The organism is Streptococcus suis, from assembly GCF_046032515.1.
GTDB lineage: Bacteria > Bacillota > Bacilli > Lactobacillales > Streptococcaceae > Streptococcus > Streptococcus suis_AL.
Genome location: NZ_JARQPJ010000001.1, coordinates 95,208 through 113,151, shown reverse-complemented (window position 1 = coordinate 113,151; position 17,944 = coordinate 95,208). Strand labels below are relative to the sequence as shown.

Sequence of the window (17,944 nt, the reverse complement as noted above, 5' to 3'; positions counted from 1 at the left end):
ACATATACACAAAGGAGTGCTTCGGCTGAGATCGCAACTGCGAAATCCTCGAACCTGATCTAGTTAAAACTAGCGTAGGAATTGTGTGCTTTATAGAATGATACTATATTCTGCTATAAACACTCCTTTGTCTGCAATCTACAAAGGAGTATTTTTATGTCCACATCAAAATTACCCATCCTAGCCGAAGTCGCTATTTTTTCTGCAATTGCCCTCGTCTTTGACAAAATCCCGCTCTTTACAATGCCCCAAGGTGGATCCGTGTCTTTAGTCATGCTTCCAATCTTACTGCTTGCTCTACGCCACGGACTAGGGGTTGGGGTTCTTACTGGTGGTATTGTCGGAACCATTCAACTTTTCTACGGTGGCTACTTCCTAAACGTTTTTCAAGTTTTTCTTGACTACGCACTTTCTTACGCCGGAATTGGTTTAGCAGGTTTAGTGGCCCCCACCCTATCCAAACAAAAAGATCTAAAAAATGCTACTCTCATCATTACTCTGGCTAGTTTTCTAGGAGGAAGCATCCGATTGATAGCCACCTTCTTATCAGGAATTATTTTCTACGCAGACTACGCTCCAGACGGTATGCCTGTCTGGTTCTATTCCTTTACCTACAATATCAGCTATATTCTTCCTTCCGCTGCAATTGCCTCTATTCTGCTCATTTTACTCTATAGAGCAAGACCAGGTTTTTACAATCTTTAATCAAAACTGCCTGCTGGATTTTATCTAACAGGCAGTCTTTTTAATTATTTTTACTTGCTTTATGCTATAATAGGAGCGTTATAATACATTTTGGAGGAAATTATGGCTTCTTGGATTTCAAGAATTATTAAAGGTATGATTATCGCACTCGGCTTTATCTTACCTGGTGTCTCTGGGGGAGTACTCGCTGCTATCCTCGGAATTTATGAGCGACTAATTGGATTTTTAGCAAATATTCGAAAAGATTTCAAGGAAAACTTTATTTTCTTTGTACCTGTCGGAATCGGTGGTATTTTGGGAATAGCACTCTTCTCGTTCCCTGTTGAATTTTTGTTGCAGCATTTTCAAGTGCCTGTTTTGTGGGCCTTTGCAGGAGCAATCGTCGGAACCATTCCCAGCTTGGTTAAGGAGTCAACACTGAAAAGTCAAAGGGATAGCCTTGATTGGGCTTGGTTAATTGGGACATTCATCATTTCAGGATTCTTGCTCTACAATTTGAGCGATCTTGTCGGAACACTTCCAGCAAACTTTGCAAGTTTTGTCTTGGCAGGTGCCTTGATTGCACTAGGTATTCTCGTTCCTGGACTTAGCCCGTCAAATCTCTTGCTGATTTTGGGTATCTACACGCCAATGCTAAATGGTTTCAAATCACTTGATTTATTCGATACCTTCCTACCAATCGCAATCGGTGGCGTTCTTGCAATGGTGGCCTTTTCAAAAGCAATGGACCACGCACTGAAGGTTTATCACTCACGCGTTTATCACTTTATTATTGGTATCGTCTCATCTTCTACTCTCCTAATTTTGATTCCACAAGCAAGTAATAAAGAGTCAATTTCCTATGCTGGAGCAAACTTTGTTACATGGATTGCTGCTCTTGTGCTATTTGTCTTAGGAGCATGGCTAGGCCTTTGGATGAGCAAACTGGAGGAAAAATATAAATAATGGCAAAAAAGGTTAAAATAAAGAAAACCTTGGTGGACCAAATATTAGACAAGGCTAAGATCGATCATGATAGCCTTGTTTTAAATACCCTTGATGGCCAACTGCCACCAGGAATTGAAGAACATGAAATTTACAAAACACTGGCATTAACTGGTGATAAAACGGGGCCTGTCATTGGAATCGTGCCAATCACTGAGCACCTGTCTGAGAAAAAATTAGCCAAAATCTCAGGCAATAAAAAAGTCAGCATGATTCCACAAAAGGACTTGGAAAAGACAACTGGCTATGTTCACGGTGCCAACAATCCTGTGGGTATTCGTCAGAAGCATAATTTCCCAATCTACATTGATCAATCTGCCCTTGAACTCGGTTGCTTGATTGTCTCTGCTGGAGAAATTAGTCGCTCGATAAAAATCGATAGCCAAGTTTTAGCTGATTTTGTAAAAGCTGACTTTACCGATTTGATCGAGGGGAGGGACTAGACTTGAAAATCTACTTTGTCCGTCATGGAAAGACTGAGTGGAATTTAGAGGGACGCTTTCAAGGCTATTCTGGAGATTCGGCTCTCTTGCCCGAATCTTATCAGGATTTAGAAAAACTCGGCAAGTACCTTGCTGAAATCCCCTTTGATGCTATTTATTCTAGTGATTTGCAGCGCGCACATAGCACTGCCGTAGAAATTGCAAAAGCCAATCACCATTGCCAAACCGTTCTAACCACACAACAATTACGTGAATGGAATTTTGGAACGTTAGAAGGAAGCAAGATAGCAATTTTTCGTGCCATCTACCCAAAACAAGCCTGGGCACTCAAACATAATCTAGCACTTTTTAACAATGACTTATTTGAAGCTGAGAGCGTTCGCCAAGTAACTCAACGAATGGTGGACTTTGTCCAATCGCTGAAAGGGCAAGACATGGAAACAGTCCTCATCGTCAGCCATGGTACCTTTCTAACCGCTTCTATCCATCGCCTACTTGGTTTTCCACCAGCCCAACTGCGTCGCCGAGGCAGCTTGGACAATGCCTCCATTTCCATTTTGGAAACAACTGACTTTAAACACTTTACCGAACTGGCTTGGAATGATACCAGCTACAAATCTCACTAAGAAAGCAGTTTCCTGTTTTCTTTTTTGCTGATTTTTTCCCTATTCTATGATAAAATGGAAGTAACAGACTTTGGAGGAATGAAAATTTTATGTCAACTGAACATTTTGAAGAATTAAATGACCAACAGATTGTCCGTCGTGAGAAAATGACGGCTCTTGCTGAACAGGGCATTGACCCATTTGGAAAACGTTTTGAGCGTTCTGCCAACTCAGCTGAATTGAAGGCCCAGTACGAAGACAAATCAAAAGAAGACTTGGAAGAATTAGGGCAAACAGCAATCATTGCAGGTCGTATTATGACCAAGCGTGGTAAGGGTAAGGCAGGTTTTGCTCACATTCAAGACCGCGAAGGCCAGATTCAAATCTACGTTCGTAAGGATGATGTTGGCGAAGAAAATTACGAAATCTTCAAAAAAGCAGACCTTGGTGACTTTATCGGTGTCGAGGGAGATGTCTTCAAGACAAACGTTGGTGAGCTGTCTATCCATGCTCGCAAGTTGACTCACTTGTCTAAAGCGCTCCGCCCATTGCCAGAAAAATTCCACGGTTTGACAGACATCGAGACCCGCTACCGCAAACGTTATTTGGACTTGATTACTAACCGCGAGAGCTTTGATCGCTTTGTAACTCGCTCAAAAATCATCTCAGAAATCCGCCGTTACCTTGACGGACTTGGTTTCTTGGAGGTGGAAACACCTGTCCTTCACAACGAAGCTGGTGGTGCTGCGGCTCGTCCATTCATCACCCACCACAATGCCCAAAACATTGACATGGTCCTTCGTATCGCGACAGAACTCCACCTCAAACGCCTGATTGTCGGCGGTATGGAACGCGTTTATGAAATCGGCCGTATCTTCCGTAACGAAGGTATGGATGCGACCCACAACCCTGAGTTCACTTCCATTGAGGTTTACCAAGCTTATGCAGACTACCAAGACATCATGGACTTGACCGAAGGTATTATCCAGCACACTGCCAAGGCTGTTGTCGGCGATGGTCCTGTGACTTATCAGGGCACTGAAATTGCTATCCATGAGCCATTCAAACGGATCCACATGGTTGATGCCATTAAGGAACAAACTGGCGTGGACTTCTGGCAAGAGATGAGCTTCGAGGAAGCAAAAGCCCTTGCAGCTGAGCACAAGGTCCCTGTGGAAAAACACCATACAGAAGTTGGTCAAATCATCAACAGCTTCTTTGAAGAGTATGTTGAAGCAACTCTTATCCAACCAACCTTTGTCTATGGTCACCCAGTAGCCGTATCTCCACTGGCTAAGAAAAACGACGAAGACCCACGCTTCACAGACCGCTTTGAGCTCTTCATCATGACCAAGGAATACGGAAATGCCTTTACAGAATTGAACGACCCAATCGACCAATTGGAACGCTTCGAAGCCCAAGCTAAAGCTAAAGAACTCGGTGACGACGAAGCGACAGGCGTTGACTACGATTACATCGAAGCCCTCGAATACGGTATGCCACCAACAGGTGGACTCGGAATCGGTATCGACCGCCTCTGCATGCTTTTGACAGATACTACTACTATTCGGGATGTGTTGCTATTCCCTACTATGAAGTAAGAAACAGTAGCTTGCTAGTATTATTTTCACTAGATTGTTCCAATCGCTTTCATGTTTCTTGGCGATTGGCTGAAAAGGTCTCCCATACCTTTTCACTCCCGACGATGAAATAAAAATTACAAACTGTTTAACACCGTTACTTAAAACACTCTTGGAAATTCTAAGAGTGTTTTTGCATGCAAAAAATCCCAACCACATGGTCAGGATTTTCAGGAGATTATGAAAAATATTTAGGATTAACTATAGTATAACTCATCCTATCAACTATCTCATCAGTCTTGGGACTGATTCTTTTCTTTTTTTGCAAAGTAATCTCGGACAATCGGTGCGACCTTGGTTCCGTAGAGTTCGATAGCACGGAGGACATCTTCATGTGGCATTGAGCCGATTGGGAGATGGAGGAAGAAACGGTCCAAGTCAAGTGTTTCAATAGTCTTGATAATTTTTTCAGCGACTCGTTTTGGATCTCCGACGATGGTTGCTCCTTCGTCTGTCAGAGAGTAGAGATATTGCGCCTTGGTCATCTCGCTCCAATGTGGGCGGTCTTTGGCAATATTGTCCGTAATTACCTTGGTTGGGTGATAGTACTCTTCTACTGCTTTGTCATGATCATCTGCAATCCAACCCCAGGAATGGGCTGCAACTTTCGTTTTCTTTGGATCATGACCTGAGTTGCGAGCAACCTTGCGATAGGCATCGACTAAAGGTTTAAAGCGATGGGCACCTGCACCAATGAATGCATACACGATTGGCAAGCCTTTCTTAGCAATCTTGATGGTGGACTCTACATTGCCCCCAGTTGCTACCCAAATGGGAAAATCTTCCTGAACAGGACGTGGATAGACTGGCTTATTATCGACAGACTGAGTAAAATGGCCATCCCACTTGAGATTGGTTTCCTTGTCGATTTCCAGAAGCATATCTAGCTTTTCATCGAAGAGTTCTTCATAGTCATGGAGATCATAGCCAAACAAGGGAAATGACTCCGTAAAGGAACCACGACCCGCCATGATTTCCGCTCTGCCATTTGACAAAGCGTCAATGGTGGTATACTGCTGATAGAGCCTTACAGGGTCCATGGAGGAAAGGATTGAAACTGCTGATGTTAGCTTGATATGCTTGGTATTGACGGCACCAGCTGCCAGCACAATCTCAGGTGCAGAAACCGCAAAATCTTCTCGGTGATGCTCCCCAATCCCATAAACATCAAGTCCCACCGCATCAGCTAGTTCGATTTCTTTGACTAGCTGGCGAATCCGCTCGTCGTGGCTGTAAGTTTCCCCTGTTTTTTCTAGTGGAGTTGTTTCGCCAAATGTTGAAATACCTAATTCTACCATGATGTGTTCTCCTTTACATCTCTTACTTATTTGATGGTCTTATTTTATCGCTAACTAGTGATATTGTCAAGGAATTTGCTCAAATAATAAAACGACTAGGAAAACCTAATCGTTTCAATCAATTATTCGTAACGTAATGCCTCAATTGGATCAAGCTTAGAAGCCTTATTAGCAGGAAGAACGCCGAAGACAATTCCGACTGCTGCTGAAAATGCCAGACTTCCTAATACAACCGGTATTGAGATTTCAGCTGTCATCTCTCCCATAACCTTTGTAGCGTTGAGAGTAAACACAATGGCTTGAGCGATAGCTAAGCCGATTGCTCCACCTAAAGTGGTCAATACCATGGCTTCAATCAAGAACTGCATAAGGATATTTCCACGGGTTGCACCCAAGGCTTTTCGAAGACCAATCTCACGAGTTCGCTCAGTTACCGATACCAACATGATGTTCATAACACCGATACCACCTACAAGAAGTGAAATTCCTGCAACAGCACCGATAAACGTAGTGACACCTGACATTTGGTTCTTAAAATCATCTAACATAGCTGACATATCATAGATATCATAACGGGCTTCCTTTAGACCTGTAATGTTGGTCAAGTATGCTGCGGCAGCCTGACCAACCTCAGCAGCTCTACTCACATCTTCTACATGGACATAAAGGCCACTATTTTCCTTGGTACCCATTTCAGCAGCTAGTTGCGTATTGGTCATAATGGCATTTCCGCCTGAGTTGAAACCATAGAGGGAAGTACCTGCTTTGGGATCTTTGTAAACACCAACTACAAGGTAAGAATTGGCATTGACATTGACGATTTGGTTGAGGGCTGCATCGGTTGAACCAAAAAGCTTCTCAGCCAAGGCAACATCCAACATGATAATACGGGAAAATCGGCTGTAATCGTTAGCTGTGAAACGACGGCCAGCCAAGATTTCTAATGCCTTTATGTCAAAATAGGATTGACTAACACCAGTAATAAAGACATTATCAGCTTGCGCATTGCCCGCTGCTACAGTAGAGGTACTTGAAGCACTAATGTAGTAGCCACTGAGCCCATCGATTTCCAAAAGCCCCCTTAACATTGTGTCCGTTACATCTGGCTCCTGTTCTTCAGAAGCCTCGCCAGGAACTGTGTACGTAAATGCACCCTGAGTTCGTTCTTCAGTTCCAACAAAGGGAGTAAAGTAGACCTGAACATTATTCTGATCACCAGCCAGAGACTTTTCAATACTCTTAGACATACCTGTTCCCATTGCTACAATGATCACAACAGAGGCCACACCGATGATAATACCTAACATAGTCAAAAGAGAACGCATCTTATGGGCTAGGATAGACTTGAGGGCAAATTTCCAATTTTCCATCTATACCTCCTCCCTTCTACTATCTTCTGTAATGACACCGTCACGCAAAACGATTTTACGTTTGGCATAGGCAGCAATCTCAGGCTCGTGTGTAACCATGATAATGGTCTTCCCTTCATTATTCAACTCTGTCAAGAGTTCCATGATTTGCTCACCTGTCTTGGTATCCAAGGCACCTGTTGGCTCATCCGCCAAGATAATAGCTGGTGTATTGACCAAGGCACGCGCAATAGCCACCCTTTGTTTCTGACCACCTGATAGCTCAGATGGCAGGTGAGTCATCCGCTCAGCCAACTCCACTTTTTCCAAATAACGTTTGGCTAATTTTTTCCGTTGATTGGCTGGAACCCCTGCATAAATCAAAGGTAACTCAACATTTTGAAGGGCATTGAGTTTTGATAGCAGAAAGAATTGTTGGAAAACAAAGCCAATCTGGTCATTGCGGACGGAGGCTAATTTTTTCTCAGAAAGTTGACTGACTTCTTCACCTTCTAACCAATAGTTCCCTGAACTAGAACGATCTAAAAGCCCGATAATGTTCATCAGGGTTGATTTTCCTGAACCAGACGGTCCCATAATAGCCAAAAATTCTCCCTCTTCCACCTCTAAATCGATATCTTTGAGGACACGAAGTTCTTGGTCACCGTTTTTATAGGATTTATTTATATTGGTTAATCTAATTAGCTGGTTCTTCATAGGCTTCAACCTCTTTTCCTTCTTCAAGGTCTGGAGTTGGAATAGTAATGACCTGATCTCCTGCTGCAATACCTGCTGTCACCTCTTGATTGAGAGCATCTGCATTTCCAAGGGTAACCTCTACTTTTTTAGCCTTCCCTTCCACAATTGTCCATACAAAGTTTTTATCACCTTCTGGCACAACTGCTGTTACTGGAATTAAAATATGATTGGTAGTATTAACCACTTCAATATTCACAGTAAAACCTTGTTTCAATTCGCCCAATTCACTAGTCAAGGCTGCTTTAAAAGGATACTTGGCACCTGAACCACCACTAGTTCCTGTTGCTATACTAGCAGTTTGTTCAGTTGAGGGATAGTTGGAAATATAGGTGATTTTACCTGTCCATGACTTATCTGGATATACTTTGCTAGTCAATTTCACTTCTTGGTCAACTGCAATATTTGCCAAATCATACTCTGTTAAGTTACCTGTAACCTGTAAGCTACCTTGGTTAACGATATGAACCACTGTCTGGCTAGATGTTGAACTTTTTGAGACAGATTTATTCACTTCAACAACCGTACCAGCTACTGTACTTGTAACGGTAGCTTCTTGCAAGGCTGTATACGCTTTATCCACAGCAGCTTGTGCATCTGCGTACGAATCATTCAAGTCTGCCAACTGCATATCTACTGAACGTTGAGCTGCAGCTGTTGCCGCTTCATCTGTTGCAGCATCACCCGTTGTTTGAACAGTCTGACCATTGTTTCTCAAATCATAAATCTGACGTCCAATCTTATCACGCCCACGAACAGCAGTATCCAAAGCAGACTGCAATTCTGTTGCATCATAGCGAATCAATGGTGTTCCTACTTCAACCTGAGTTCCTGGCTCAACTAAGACCTCGCTCAAATCTCCTTTTGAAGGATCATAGTAAACGTATTGTTCATCTGCTGCAGAAATCGTTCCTGTCAATAAGGTCGATGAAGCAATCGATCCCTCTTTAGCTACTGTATAGGTCAAACTGGTCGCAACTTGCTCTGTAGAAGTCGGTGAGGAACCACCTAATACGCCTCCAAATACCAAGGCACCACCAATTAAGGCAATAGCCGCAACACTGAGACCACTGAACAAAGCAATTTTAGCCTTCTTTGTCTTTAACATATGATACTCCTTTTCTAATTCAAAACATATTTATTTTGTATTGTCTTTATAATACACAAATACACGTTTTTTTGCAAGTGTTTTCTTAATTATTTTACAAAAAGTTCGGTATTTTTCCTACTTACAATTTTGTAAGAGAACGTAGCGGATTTTTGATTGATAAGTAAAAAAACGATAGAATGAAGATAATTATCATTTAGAGGAGAAAAACTCATGAAAGAATTTGATATTATTGCCATTGGTGGAGGCAGCGGCGGTATTGCTACTATGAACCGTGCTGCTATCTATGGGGCTAAGGCTGCTGTGATCGAAGGAAGCCACCTTGGCGGGACCTGTGTTAACCTTGGCTGTGTACCCAAAAAAATTATGTGGTACGGTTCTCAGGTAGCAGAAGCCATTCACCACTATGGACCTGAGTATGGTTTTACCAGCCAGGATGTAAAATTTGATTTTGCCACCTTGCGTAAAAATCGCGAAGCCTATATTGAGCGTTCACGCGCATCCTACGGTAATACTTTTAATAATAACGGAGTAGAAGTTATCCAGGGTTTCGCACGTTTTGTGGATAATCAAACGGTTGAAGTCAATGGTGAACTGATTCGTGCAAAACACATTGTCATCGCAACTGGCGCCAAACCGGTAGTCCCTGCTATTCCTGGTAGTGAGCTAGGGATTGTATCTGACGATGTCTTTGCATGGGAAGAATTACCTTCTTCTGTGGCTGTTATTGGTGCTGGTTATATCGCTGTGGAAATGGCCGGTCTCCTACATGGACTCGGTGTCCAAACTGACCTCTTTGTTCGTGGAAATCGCCCTCTTCGTAGCTTTGATACCTACATTGTTGATGCCTTGATGGAAGAAATGGAACGAACCAATCTTCCTCTCCATACAGGTAAAACACCCGTCAGCCTTGAAAAAACAGAGGACGGCCTCATTCAAATTAACTTTGAAGATGGAAGTAGCCATCTTGCCCAAAAAGTTCTCTGGGCAATTGGTCGTAAACCAAATGTGGAGCAGCTCAATCTTGAAGCAGCAGGTGTTCGGTTGACACCGTCTGGCCATATCGCTGTGGATGAATACCAAGAAACAGCTGTACCAGGCATCTATGCCCTCGGTGATGTGACTGGTGAAAAAGAATTAACACCCGTTGCAATCAAGGCAGGTCGCCTTTTGGCAGAACGTTTATTTAACAATAAACCAACCGCAAAAATGGATTACACAACCATCCCAACTGTCGTCTTTTCTCACCCCGCTATCGGAACCGTTGGTCTAACTGAAGACGAAGCGATTGCCCAATACGGTCAGGACAATGTAAAAGTCTATACTTCAGCCTTTACTTCTATGTACACTGCCCTAGAAAACAATCGCCAAATGGCTAAGTTTAAATTAGTAACTGTGGGAGAAAATGAAAAAGTCGTTGGACTGCACGGCATTGGCTATGGTGTCGATGAAATGATTCAAGGATTCTCAGTTGCTATCAAAATGGGAGCTACAAAAGAAGAATTTGATGCCGTTGTCGCCATCCATCCGACAGGTTCTGAAGAATTTGTTACTATGCGTTAACTCAATTGAAAAAGTCCAGACATGAAGGTCAGCACTGTCTGGACTTTTTCTTATGGTAATATAGCAATTGCTCGCACTGGTGAACCCGAAGCCTTCTCCCAATGAGGAAAAGCGATTGAAATCAATGCACCTGTTGGTGATACCTGATCCAAGTTTGCCAATACTTCCAACTGATAAATATCTTTTGATAGGAGATAGTATTCTTCTGGTAAACTTCCTCCGTGTTTGGCTGCAGATACTCCTGAATCGGTATCCAATGTTTCATGGCCAACTGCTTTCACCTGACGTTCTTCAATCAAATATTCTAGAGCTTCATGACTCCATCCTGGTGTACGTTGAACTCCATCTTCGTCTAGATTACGAATGGCATCTTGACTAGGCCAGCGCTTTGACCAATCCGAACGAAAGGCAACAAAAGATTCTGGCGCAATCGGACCATATTCAGCCTCAAAGTCTAAAATATCCTGCTTAGTTATCTCGTAGTCATTATTTGCTATAACAGCAGCTGATTTATCAATAACGTAGAGTGGCAGGAGTAAATCTTTCAAATCAATCTCATCAAGATAACGAGCTCCTTCTACAAAATGAATCGGAGGATCAATATGGGTTCCATACTGCCCCACAACCGTAAATTGTTCGACAAAGAAGCCATCCTTATGAGTAAATAGGGCTTTCTTTTCGAGAGCTGGTAGCGCAGGGAAATGCGGGCTCTTTTCATTGATTTGGTGAGTCAAGTCTACCCAAGTTTTAGATTTAAGAGTACGGTAAATATCAAGTAATTCTGTCATAGAAATTCTCACTTTCTTTTTTTATTATTCTAGCATAAGTATAGGTTGTTTTACATATAATTTGTTGTTTTTTACTATATAAGTTTCTTATTAGCTGTTATAAAAATCACCTATAGAGTTGTTACATCCGATGAAAGAGCATTGACTTTCTTATCCAATCTCACTATAATTTTTGTTAACCATAAAATTTTAAGAGGATAACAGATGAAAACAACTTCTATCAAATCACTTGTTTATATCGCTATTGGAACAGCCTTAATTTCCACCCTTTCACAAATCAGTCTGTCTATCGGGCCTGTACCATTTACATTACAAACCCTAGCTATCGGCTTAGTAGCTTGTCTATACAAACCCAAGGAGGCAATTACAAGTGTCAGCTTATATCTAGTTCTTGGCGCTATCGGTTTACCTGTTTTTGCTGGTTTTTCTGGTGGCTTTGCTGCACTCACAGGACCGACATCTGGCTTTCTATGGGGGTTTCTACTCTACACTATCATCACTTCTGCCCTCACTAAATCAGACTCCTCACCAGTTACAATTTTTCTAGCCTGCCTACTAGGAACTGCAAGTTGCTTCCTTATAGGCTGTTTTGTATTTAAGCTAGTTTCAGGTTCCAGTTGGACTGACACTATCGGATGGACTGTTCTGCCTTTCATTCTTCCTGATTTAGCTAAAATTACACTAGTCATGATATGTCATCGTTTATTGCAACCTGTTATCAAAAAAGAAGCCTATTTTTCTTAGGCTTCTTTCATTTATTTATTAGCAAAGGCATCCAAGAGGACTTGGAATTCCTCATTGCTGAGCGTGATCCCCTTGCCCATCTTGGTATGGTCAGGGCTCCAGGTACGGATGTCATACTTGGCTGGTGCTCCATTAAAAGATACTCGATTAAGCTCCTTGGTCCATCCTTTATCATTTTCAGATAAGACCAATAATTTTTCTTCAATTTCAAATGTAAATTCTGCCATTTGTTACCTCCTCACTTATCTATTCGAAAAAGCTTGTCATTTTTATAAAAATTAGATAATATAATTATATCAAGTTTGAAAGGATTATGCCATGAAGAGGTTTTTAGAAGTTATTTTCGAGCAGATCACCGTCTTTTTAGAACATGGCAAAACTCCTAAGTCTATTGAGCCAGATAGCAAGGAAGATATCAAGAATAACTTGGAGCTGGCTTTATATAAAAAAGCTGCAGTCCATGTCATCTATGGTGATCGTAGTTTCACAGGTGACATTGTGAAATATGATACCGATCGCCAACGGATTATCATGAAAAATTTCAAACGTCAGGTTACCAGCATTATAAAAATCGAGGACATCAAAAAAGTCACCTTGGTTCCAGATAGCATCAAGACTTCTCAACAACAAACAAAATGCTGAAATTTCAGCCTTGCAGATTGAAGAAAAAGTCCATTTTGGACAATTTTCTTCAATCTTTTTTCTTTATGTTGAAAATTAAAAACTCTCAGAAACACCGAAATATCAATGTTTCTAAGAGTTTAATGACTTGCTATCTTTCGCAAACTTCTTCAATTTTTTATATTTTTAAGAGTTTATCTACGTTCTGAGGCTGAAATTTCGGCCTTTTTATTTTATGCACGAATAGTTAGGGATTGTCCATCTTCTTGGTAGAGATTGATAAGGCCTGATTTGCATGCACGAATCATGTCACCAGGATAGATTTCACGGTCCAGCTTAATAGTTAAGAGTTCCATCGGCTTGTTGGCGCGGTCAATCTTTTCTCCATTTGAATCATGCAAGTCCTGAATAGTCGTTTCAAAATGACGGAAACCTGGTCCGTAAAACTCTACTTGGTCACCTTCGTTGATAACATTACGCTGACGAATGGTTGCAGTCATGGTTTCCTTGTCAAAAGCCACTACTTCGGCGATGAATTTGTATTCTGGAATCTTACGGCGGGCTCCAAAGAGTTGCTCATTTTCACTCGGCGGGCTATAGTAGAAACCTGTTGCCAATTCCCGTTGGGCAACCTTCCACATTTCGTCAATCAAGTCTTGTTTGATGGCCTCAAACTTTTCTGGACTTTCCAGATAGGCATCAACCGCCGCCTTATAGCAGTTGGTTACGGTTGATACGTAGTGGACAGATTTCATACGGCCTTCGATTTTCAGGCTATCGACCCCGTTTTCAATCATATCTGGAATATGGTCGATCATACACATGTCCACTGCAGACATGGAGAACTCCTCTGGGATTTCCCCTTTAATCGAACGACGTTCTTCTCCAAATGGAAGGTCGTAGAGATTGTACTTCCAACGGCAAGACTGGGAGCAGCCGCCGCGGTTGGCATCGCGTTTGCTCATGTGGTTGGAGAGAACGCAGCGGCCTGAGTAGGAGATACACATGGCTCCGTGGACAAAGGCCTCAATCTCAACGTCTGTCCGTTTGCGGATTTCAGCCACTTCTTCCATGGTCACTTCGCGGGCCAGAACGACACGAGTCAAGCCCAATTCCTTCCAGAACTCGAAAGTCTCATAGTTGGTCGATGAAGCCTGGGTTGACAGGTGGATTTCAAGGCCTGGTGCTTCGGTTGCACAGATAACAATGAGGGCTGGGTCAGATACGATAACGGCATCCAAGCCCATGTCACGCAATTCGCGGAACCAGGCTCCTGCTCCTTCTTCATTGCCTTCGTGGGTGACCATGTTGGCAGCTACATAGACCTTGGCACCACGGGCATGGGCATATTCAATCCCTTCCCGCATCTCGTCCATGGTAAAGTTACCAGCTCGGCTACGCAGACCGTAGGCCTGACCGCCGACAAAGACAGCATCGGCACCATAATCAATGGCAACCTTCAATTTCTCCAAAGTCCCAGCAGGTGACAAGACCTCGGGACGCTTTAATGTTTGTGACGTCATGTAAAATCTCCTCTATTTACGACGGTTTCCACATGAAACGATATTTTTTCATGTGGAGACCTAGTGCAGAGTTTAGAAAATCGCTCAAAGGCGTTTTCGTGCTCTGACCTTACATAGTAAGTGACAGAGCTAACTCTGCCAGGATAGAATACTGTAAACGATGTTGTTTCACTCGGAAACCTAGTGCAAAGTTTAGAATATCGCCCAAAGGCGTTTTCGTGCTCTGACCTTACATAGTAAGTGACAGAGCTAACTCTGTCAGGTTAAAGTAAATAAATTGTGCGATAAATATTGTTATTTAACCTTATTGCGGTCAAATTCGTAGAAGCCTGTATCCAAGCCACGTTCAGCTGGATGGAGCTTGCGTACCTGTTCATCCAAAAGGAAGGCCTGATCATAAGTGAAGTCGCCTTTTTCAATCAAATCTCTTGCTTGAACAAAAAGCTTAACAATTTCCACAAAGTTCTGACCAGGGCAATAGATACCATCAAGTTTCCAATTATGATAACCATGTTCATCTAATTCTGACAGCTTGGTCATCATATCAATGTCATTGTTGATAAAGATATGGGTACCGTGCTTGTCCTCAAAGATAGAATAGTGACTATCTGGATCACTCGGCTCTGCCAAGAACAACCCGCGTCCACGTGACAAATCTGTCTCATCAGCCTTTGTAAAATTGTAGTAATTCTGTAACAAGGTTCGTTTAGAATGGTGAATAACAGAGGCGCCGTAGACCAAGATTTCCGCTGGCATTTCCAAGTTTTTAGCAATATCAAAGAGTTCTTCTGATGGAATCTCTCTTGCCAAAACAGCCTCTACTGCTCCATGATCTTTCCAGAAGTTGATTTGTCGACTGGAGGTGACAAATACTGAGGTGTCGTAGATTAGCTTAAAATTGTAGCCATCACGTTTATTGATATAGAAAATTCCAGTATCTCCGACAACCAGATAATCAACCTTGATTTCCCTCATTAGCTCCATAAACGGTTTGATATTATCCATCATATCTTGGTGCATGAGGGCATTGGCAGCGACCGTCAATTCCTTCCCAGCGCTATGAACTAGCTCTGCTATTTCCCTGAGTTCATCATAGGTAAAATTTGTTGGGATGCGAAGGGCATGGTCCTCTTCCCCAACATAAATACGGTCAACTCCTGCTGCAAGCAGTTCTTTGACCTGCTCAATACTTTCAGCTGTTGCTGTAATGATAATTTTTTCCATAAAGACAATTATATCAAAAAGAGAAATATCTGATAAGTGACTACCTGTATTTTAATATTCAGACTTTTCTAATTTTTCTCTTGTAACATTATTGTAATATAAATGACATAAAAATTCAGCAATGTTATGGTACTCTTTAAGGAGCAGAAAAGGAGACGATATGGCATTAAGACACTATCAGTCCCATGAGTACCAGTACGAAGAGTATATCCCGAAAGAGAAAAAGGCTAATTTTCAAACCTATCAGGCAAAAAATACCAATAAAGAACGTCTAAAGGAATTGTTGTTTTTTGTTAATATCGCATTTTTTAGTTTGATAACAGTCATCGCTAGTTATGTCTATCTATCCGTAGGCATTCCTGTTTTTGTTGCCATCATATTGGCAAGTGCGACGGGTTTTCTTGGACTACGTTTGGTTCAAATTGGGCTAAAGAAGAAATTTAAACCCAAACAAGTTATAAGAAAAAATAAATAATGAAGTATAAAGGCAGAGAAGTTATCCTCTGCCTTTTTTGAATGAACTACCGCCGTCTGTGAACAATTGATTCTCTGCACCTCTTAATATAGTCTGGTAATTTTCTATTTTATAATCTAAACGATCTAGAGCTTGCTGAATTTCCGACAAGCGTGACCGCAGTTCTTCCTGTTCCTCTTTTAGTAAATCAATCCGGGCTTCCACTGTACTATCTCCTGCCTGCACCAAGCCCATATACTCAATCAAGCGCTCAATAGACATACCAGCACTCCTAAAATAGCGGATAAATTCCAAAATGGCTACATCACTTTCCGAAAAGTTCCTTACTCCAGAAGATTTTCTTGTAATTTTGGGAATAAGTCCTATCCGCTCATAGTAGCGAATGGTATCTGCTGATAGACCTGTTACATCACTAACTTCTTTGATATTCATTCCAGGCTCCTTTCTTTGTTTTCGCTTATTATACACCTTGAAGTCCACTCCAGGTCAAGTCATTATTTAAAAAATCTGGGTTTCCCCAGATTTGCCATCCTATAAATACTCGCCCTTGATAACAAAGAAGGTGCCACGAATTTCGCCTGCTAGTTTAGAGCGTTGGCGGGCAAACTTAAATTTACCTTCAAATTCCTTAGGAATGTCAATGCCGTCTGACAATTTGAAACCGACCGCTCGTTTGCCTCCTTCTTCCAGCGTATAGAGGACATTGACAGCCAGACCATTGTCATATCGTCATTCAGTTTATCTTTTATTACTGCGTTAACTCGCTTTGCCGTACTCCAGTACTGCCTGCAGCTCGTTGCCTAGTACTAAAAGCAAACTGAAAGACTATAAAAGTTGGGCTGGGTTGAAGGAGTGTAGGGGAGTTTGATAGTCAGGGGAGTGACTATCAAAGCACAAAACGCTCTGCCAAGACCTTCTCGATGAAGGGCAGGATTTCAGGCTTCTCTTCTGGTGTGTAAACCACATACTCCTGCTTGTATTTGTTCCAGAAATAGCGGGCTTCATTAGCACGCAAACCTGCCAAGACTTCTGCGACTGGACTAGTTTCCAAGCCTGTCGTTTCGACTTCTTTAAAATTTACTGTATAAGACATTGTTTCTCCTTTAGTGAAAAAAAAGCACCCGAAGGTGCAAGGTAAGACCATTCTACCGACTTCAGATTCGAGGTCGGTGGAAAAATTCATTAGGCGTTGAAAGCATCCGTCAATTGTGGCACCACTTGTTTCTTACGTGAAACGGCACCTGCAAGGAAGGCGTGGTTGTTTTCCAACTTGAAGTTGAAGGCTGCTTCTACCTTGTCCATGTTGCTACCGAGCGCAAGGATTTCAGAGTTTGAGTTAACGATGTCTGTAATCATCAAAACAAAGTCAGAGTAACCATTTGCTGCTGATGCTGCTGTCATAGCTGCTTCGATTTCTGCTTGGCGTTCCAAGACTTCGGCAATGTCCACAGTATTGACTTGGGCTACACGCACGTCATTTCCATTCAAACCAAAGGTTTTTGCATCGATGTCAATCAATTCTTCTGCTGACTTGCTGGCAAGGTTGGTTCCTGCTTTCAAGAGTGCCAAGCCGTATTCTTCCAAGTTCACACCAGCAATTTCAGCCAATTCAGCTGCTACTTGTAGATCTGTTGCATGAGTAGTTGGCGATTTGAGTAAGAGTGTATCTGAAATCAAACCAGACAAGAGGAGACCTGCCACTTCTTTTGGAGGTGTTACTCCATTTTCTTTGAAGGCACGATAAACGATTGAAGATGCTGAACCTACTGGCTCCAAACGCATGTACAATGGATTTGCCGTTTCAAAGTTTGCGACACGGTGGTGGTCAATAACAGCTGCCACTTCTACATCCTTGATGTCTGCGATTGATTGTTGGAATTCATTGTGGTCTGTCAAGATGACTTGGCCAACGCCTTCTGCCTTAGCAGACTCAACCACGCGCGGTGCAGTAACACCAAAATAGTCAAGAGCAAAAGCAGTTTCTTCATTTGGCGTTCCTAGAACTACTGCTTCCGCATCACGACCAAACACTTCACGCTCCAAGTGAGCCCAGCCGTATGATGATGCAATGGCATCTGTATCAGGATTTTGGTGACCAAAAACTAAAAATTTAGACAT

At 42.2% G+C, this 17,944-nt stretch carries 19 protein-coding genes, 1 pseudogene and 1 riboswitch; of the genes and pseudogenes, 9 read left to right on the top strand and 11 right to left on the bottom strand.

The genetic code is table 11. From position 1 onward, the window contains the following. Nucleotides 1-2 precede the first annotated feature (2 nt). A riboswitch (TPP riboswitch) is annotated at nt 3-98 on the top strand. A 58-nt stretch (nt 99-156) separates the two neighbouring features. The 5 genes from thiT (at nt 157) to lysS (ending at nt 4,338) form a co-directional block, all read left to right on the top strand. Further along, the gene (gene thiT, locus P7J49_RS00620; RefSeq protein ID WP_029186321.1) at nt 157-705 is read left to right on the top strand and encodes an energy-coupled thiamine transporter ThiT; all 549 of its coding nucleotides are present in this window, start codon (nt 157-159) and stop codon (nt 703-705) included. A gap of 102 nt (nt 706-807) precedes the next feature. Then, nucleotides 808-1,650 (top strand): DUF368 domain-containing protein, encoded by an 843-nt coding sequence (locus tag P7J49_RS00615; RefSeq protein ID WP_408568771.1) that lies wholly within the window; start codon nt 808-810, stop codon nt 1,648-1,650. Further along, the gene (locus P7J49_RS00610) at nt 1,650-2,132 is read left to right on the top strand and encodes an aminoacyl-tRNA deacylase (protein ID WP_408568769.1); all 483 of its coding nucleotides are present in this window, start codon (nt 1,650-1,652) and stop codon (nt 2,130-2,132) included. Before P7J49_RS00615 ends, P7J49_RS00610 begins: the two co-directional genes overlap by 1 nt. Before the next feature lie 2 nt (nt 2,133-2,134). Further along, nucleotides 2,135-2,758 (top strand): histidine phosphatase family protein, encoded by a 624-nt coding sequence (locus P7J49_RS00605; protein WP_002940177.1) that lies wholly within the window; start codon nt 2,135-2,137, stop codon nt 2,756-2,758. An 89-nt stretch (nt 2,759-2,847) separates the two neighbouring features. After that, nucleotides 2,848-4,338, top strand: coding sequence for a lysine--tRNA ligase (gene lysS / locus P7J49_RS00600; RefSeq protein ID WP_024380363.1), 1,491 nt, complete (start codon nt 2,848-2,850; stop codon nt 4,336-4,338). Between the two features lie 272 nt (nt 4,339-4,610). Here lysS and P7J49_RS00595 read toward each other — a convergent pair whose 3' ends face one another. The 4 genes from P7J49_RS00595 to P7J49_RS00580 all read right to left on the bottom strand — a co-directional run bounded on the left by P7J49_RS00595 (nt 4,611) and on the right by P7J49_RS00580 (nt 8,888). Next, nucleotides 4,611-5,675, bottom strand: coding sequence for an LLM class flavin-dependent oxidoreductase (locus P7J49_RS00595; RefSeq protein ID WP_408568767.1), 1,065 nt, complete (start codon nt 5,673-5,675; stop codon nt 4,611-4,613). Nucleotides 5,676-5,797: 122 nt separating this feature from the next. Beyond that, complete coding sequence (locus tag P7J49_RS00590; protein WP_408568765.1) at nt 5,798-7,045, bottom strand: ABC transporter permease; 1,248 nt, start codon at nt 7,043-7,045, stop codon at nt 5,798-5,800. Then, nucleotides 7,046-7,741, bottom strand: a complete 696-nt coding sequence (locus P7J49_RS00585) for an ABC transporter ATP-binding protein (RefSeq protein ID WP_029172991.1) — start codon at nt 7,739-7,741, stop codon at nt 7,046-7,048. It lies immediately after the preceding gene. Next, nucleotides 7,722-8,888, bottom strand: a complete 1,167-nt coding sequence (locus tag P7J49_RS00580; RefSeq protein ID WP_408568763.1) for an efflux RND transporter periplasmic adaptor subunit — start codon at nt 8,886-8,888, stop codon at nt 7,722-7,724. Before P7J49_RS00580 ends, P7J49_RS00585 begins: the two co-directional genes overlap by 20 nt. A gap of 213 nt (nt 8,889-9,101) precedes the next feature. Here P7J49_RS00580 and gorA point away from each other — a divergent pair, with 213 nt between their 5' ends. Beyond that, nucleotides 9,102-10,451 (top strand): glutathione-disulfide reductase, encoded by a 1,350-nt coding sequence (gene gorA, locus P7J49_RS00575; RefSeq protein WP_044774676.1) that lies wholly within the window; start codon nt 9,102-9,104, stop codon nt 10,449-10,451. Between the two features lie 50 nt (nt 10,452-10,501). Here the strand turns inward: gorA and P7J49_RS00570 are convergent, their stop codons facing one another. Next, nucleotides 10,502-11,239 carry a cyclase family protein gene (locus tag P7J49_RS00570; RefSeq protein WP_043029068.1) on the bottom strand — a complete coding sequence of 246 codons (738 nt, stop codon included), beginning with the start codon at nt 11,237-11,239 and terminating at the stop codon, nt 10,502-10,504. Between the two features lie 204 nt (nt 11,240-11,443). Between P7J49_RS00570 and P7J49_RS00565 the strand changes: the two genes are divergently transcribed. Continuing rightward, nucleotides 11,444-11,983 (top strand): biotin transporter BioY, encoded by a 540-nt coding sequence (locus tag P7J49_RS00565; RefSeq protein ID WP_408556120.1) that lies wholly within the window; start codon nt 11,444-11,446, stop codon nt 11,981-11,983. A gap of 11 nt (nt 11,984-11,994) precedes the next feature. Here the strand turns inward: P7J49_RS00565 and P7J49_RS00560 are convergent, their stop codons facing one another. Further along, nucleotides 11,995-12,210 (bottom strand): YdbC family protein, encoded by a 216-nt coding sequence (locus tag P7J49_RS00560; protein ID WP_004194749.1) that lies wholly within the window; start codon nt 12,208-12,210, stop codon nt 11,995-11,997. 91 nt (nt 12,211-12,301) lie between these two features. Here P7J49_RS00560 and P7J49_RS00555 point away from each other — a divergent pair, with 91 nt between their 5' ends. Then, nucleotides 12,302-12,625 carry a hypothetical protein gene (locus tag P7J49_RS00555; RefSeq protein WP_408568760.1) on the top strand — a complete coding sequence of 108 codons (324 nt, stop codon included), beginning with the start codon at nt 12,302-12,304 and terminating at the stop codon, nt 12,623-12,625. Nucleotides 12,626-12,837: 212 nt separating this feature from the next. Here P7J49_RS00555 and P7J49_RS00550 read toward each other — a convergent pair whose 3' ends face one another. Together P7J49_RS00550 and P7J49_RS00545 are read right to left on the bottom strand one after the other, a co-directional pair. Further along, on the bottom strand, nt 12,838-14,127 hold the full coding sequence (locus tag P7J49_RS00550) for a peptidase U32 family protein (protein ID WP_125070748.1): 1,290 nt from the start codon (nt 14,125-14,127) through the stop codon (nt 12,838-12,840). 294 nt (nt 14,128-14,421) lie between these two features. Then, entirely contained in the window at nt 14,422-15,351 is a 930-nt protein-coding gene (locus tag P7J49_RS00545) for a peptidase U32 family protein (RefSeq protein WP_002942891.1), read from the bottom strand. 160 nt (nt 15,352-15,511) lie between these two features. Here P7J49_RS00545 and P7J49_RS00540 point away from each other — a divergent pair, with 160 nt between their 5' ends. Further along, complete coding sequence (locus P7J49_RS00540) at nt 15,512-15,826, top strand: DUF3270 domain-containing protein (RefSeq protein WP_044690684.1); 315 nt, start codon at nt 15,512-15,514, stop codon at nt 15,824-15,826. A gap of 21 nt (nt 15,827-15,847) precedes the next feature. On the opposite strand, the gene nmlR is transcribed toward P7J49_RS00540, so the two are convergent. From nmlR to P7J49_RS00525, 3 genes and pseudogenes are all read right to left on the bottom strand, one after another. Further along, nucleotides 15,848-16,258 carry a stress response transcriptional regulator NmlR gene (nmlR, locus tag P7J49_RS00535; protein WP_408540603.1) on the bottom strand — a complete coding sequence of 137 codons (411 nt, stop codon included), beginning with the start codon at nt 16,256-16,258 and terminating at the stop codon, nt 15,848-15,850. 99 nt (nt 16,259-16,357) lie between these two features. Further along, nucleotides 16,358-16,919: pseudogene (locus tag P7J49_RS00530) on the bottom strand (phage tail protein). Between the two features lie 89 nt (nt 16,920-17,008). Further along, nucleotides 17,009-17,944 (bottom strand): manganese-dependent inorganic pyrophosphatase, encoded by a 936-nt coding sequence (locus tag P7J49_RS00525; protein ID WP_408568757.1) that lies wholly within the window; start codon nt 17,942-17,944, stop codon nt 17,009-17,011.

Excerpts from the sequence above, each read along its gene's own strand:
- thiT (WP_029186321.1), top strand. The coding sequence starts at position 157 with ATGTCCACATCAAAATTACCCATCCTAGCCGAAGTCGCTATTTTTTCT.
- P7J49_RS00615 (WP_408568771.1), top strand. The coding sequence starts at position 808 with ATGGCTTCTTGGATTTCAAGAATTATTAAAGGTATGATTATCGCACTC.
- P7J49_RS00610 (WP_408568769.1), top strand. The coding sequence starts at position 1,650 with ATGGCAAAAAAGGTTAAAATAAAGAAAACCTTGGTGGACCAAATATTA.
- lysS (WP_024380363.1), top strand. The coding sequence starts at position 2,848 with ATGTCAACTGAACATTTTGAAGAATTAAATGACCAACAGATTGTCCGT.
- P7J49_RS00595 (WP_408568767.1), bottom strand. The coding sequence starts at position 5,675 with ATGGTAGAATTAGGTATTTCAACATTTGGCGAAACAACTCCACTAGAA.
- P7J49_RS00590 (WP_408568765.1), bottom strand. The coding sequence starts at position 7,045 with ATGGAAAATTGGAAATTTGCCCTCAAGTCTATCCTAGCCCATAAGATG.
- P7J49_RS00585 (WP_029172991.1), bottom strand. The coding sequence starts at position 7,741 with ATGAAGAACCAGCTAATTAGATTAACCAATATAAATAAATCCTATAAA.
- P7J49_RS00580 (WP_408568763.1), bottom strand. The coding sequence starts at position 8,888 with ATGTTAAAGACAAAGAAGGCTAAAATTGCTTTGTTCAGTGGTCTCAGT.
- gorA (WP_044774676.1), top strand. The coding sequence starts at position 9,102 with ATGAAAGAATTTGATATTATTGCCATTGGTGGAGGCAGCGGCGGTATT.
- P7J49_RS00570 (WP_043029068.1), bottom strand. The coding sequence starts at position 11,239 with ATGACAGAATTACTTGATATTTACCGTACTCTTAAATCTAAAACTTGG.
- P7J49_RS00565 (WP_408556120.1), top strand. The coding sequence starts at position 11,444 with ATGAAAACAACTTCTATCAAATCACTTGTTTATATCGCTATTGGAACA.
- P7J49_RS00560 (WP_004194749.1), bottom strand. The coding sequence starts at position 12,210 with ATGGCAGAATTTACATTTGAAATTGAAGAAAAATTATTGGTCTTATCT.
- P7J49_RS00555 (WP_408568760.1), top strand. The coding sequence starts at position 12,302 with ATGAAGAGGTTTTTAGAAGTTATTTTCGAGCAGATCACCGTCTTTTTA.
- P7J49_RS00550 (WP_125070748.1), bottom strand. The coding sequence starts at position 14,127 with ATGACGTCACAAACATTAAAGCGTCCCGAGGTCTTGTCACCTGCTGGG.
- P7J49_RS00545 (WP_002942891.1), bottom strand. The coding sequence starts at position 15,351 with ATGGAAAAAATTATCATTACAGCAACAGCTGAAAGTATTGAGCAGGTC.
- P7J49_RS00540 (WP_044690684.1), top strand. The coding sequence starts at position 15,512 with ATGGCATTAAGACACTATCAGTCCCATGAGTACCAGTACGAAGAGTAT.
- nmlR (WP_408540603.1), bottom strand. The coding sequence starts at position 16,258 with ATGAATATCAAAGAAGTTAGTGATGTAACAGGTCTATCAGCAGATACC.
- P7J49_RS00525 (WP_408568757.1), bottom strand. The coding sequence starts at position 17,944 with ATGTCTAAATTTTTAGTTTTTGGTCACCAAAATCCTGATACAGATGCC.